This is a genomic window from Spirillospora sp. NPDC049652, from assembly GCF_040675125.1.
Taxonomy (GTDB): Bacteria; Actinomycetota; Actinomycetes; order Streptosporangiales; family Streptosporangiaceae; genus Spirillospora.
Window position 1 is genome coordinate 1 of the sequence record NZ_JBFAOF010001386.1, and the last position, 1,448, is coordinate 1,448.

Sequence of the window (1,448 nt, forward strand, 5' to 3'; positions counted from 1 at the left end):
CGAACCGTCCCCGTTCCATCCGCCGTTCCCGGTGGGTGGCGGGGCCCAGGAGACCTGGACGCCGCGGCCGTTGTCGGCGGTGTCGGCGCGGACGCCGCGGACGGGTTCGGGGGTGCGCGGCTTCTGCCCGGCGGGCGGGGTGGCCGGGGGGATCGCGGGGCGGGCGTAGTGGTCGGCGCGGATGCGGGAGGCGAAGCCGCGCCGGTTCTTGGCGATGTCGGTGGCGGAGAAGAAGATGTCGCCGCGGACGCCGGGGTGGCGGGTGTTGAGGGTGAGGTGGCGGGACAGTTCGTCGGGCCGCTTCCAGGCGGCGTCCTCCCCGACGCGGTATCCGGCCTGGCCGATGGTGAGCTGGACGCCGGTTCCGGCGACCTGGCGGTCCCACCAGGCGACCAGGGTGCGGTAGTCGGCGGCGCGGTCGCCGATCGGCCAGTACAGCTGGGGGGTGATGTAGTCGACCCAGCGTTTGCGGATCCAGCCGCGGGTGTCGGCGTAGATGTCGTCGTAGGACTGCAGGGCGCTGGTGGCCGAGCCGGCGGGGTCGGTGGTCTTGTTGCGCCAGACGCCGAAGGGGCTGATCCCGAACCGCACCCAGGGCTTGTCCTGGTGGATGCGGGCGGACAGGGTCTGGATGAGGGTGTCGACGTTGCGGCGCCGCCAGTCGGCCTTGGGCAGGCCGTGCCCGTAGGCGCGGTAGGCGGCGGCGTCGGGGAAGTCGCCGGACTCGGGGTAGGGGTAGAAGTAGTCGTCGAAGTGGACGGCGTCGATGTCGTACTTGTGGACGACGTCCATGACGGCGTTGACGGCCAGGTCGCGGACCTGCGGCAGGCCCGGGTCGTACCAGAGCTGGTCGCCGTAGGCGCGGACCCAGTCGGGGTGGCGGCGGGCGGGGCTGGTGGCGGCGAGTTTGGACCGGTCGGGGTCCTGCGCGACGCGGTAGGGGTTGAACCAGGCGTGGAACTCCAGGTTCCGCGCGTGCGCCTCCTTGACCATGAACGCCAGGACGTCGTAGCCGGGGTCCTTGCCGGGGGTGCCGGTGAGGACGGCCGACCAGGGCTCGTAGGGGGAGCGGTAGAACGCGTCGGCGTCGGGGCGGATCTGCACGACGACGGAGTTGAGGTTCATCGCGCGGGCGGTGTCGAGCAGGCGGGTGAAGCGGGCGCGCTGCTCGGCGGCGGGGCGGGACGGGTCGGTGGGCCAGTCGGTGCCGCCGACGGTCGCGATCCACATGCCGCGCAGCTGGCGGGCGCGGGAGTCGCCGGGCGCGGCGATCGCGGCGCATTCGGCGGGGGCGGGCGCGGCGTCGTCCTTGCGGGTGCCGCCGAAGGCGGTGATGCAGCCGGTGGCGGTGGCCAGGGCGAGGGCGGCGCCGGTGACGGCCGTCGCCGTCCGCCGCGCCCGGGTCCGGGTCTGGGCGCGGGTGCGCTCGCGGGGCCACTCGCGGGGCC

The 1,448-nt window shown here is 74.4% G+C and carries 1 protein-coding gene; it reads right to left on the minus strand.

Annotation, left to right across the window (positions count from 1 at the left end; all coding sequences use genetic code 11):
- A partial coding sequence (locus AB0J52_RS40440) for a glycoside hydrolase family 10-like protein (protein WP_500188505.1) occupies window positions 1-1,448 on the minus strand: 1,448 nt, incomplete at both ends.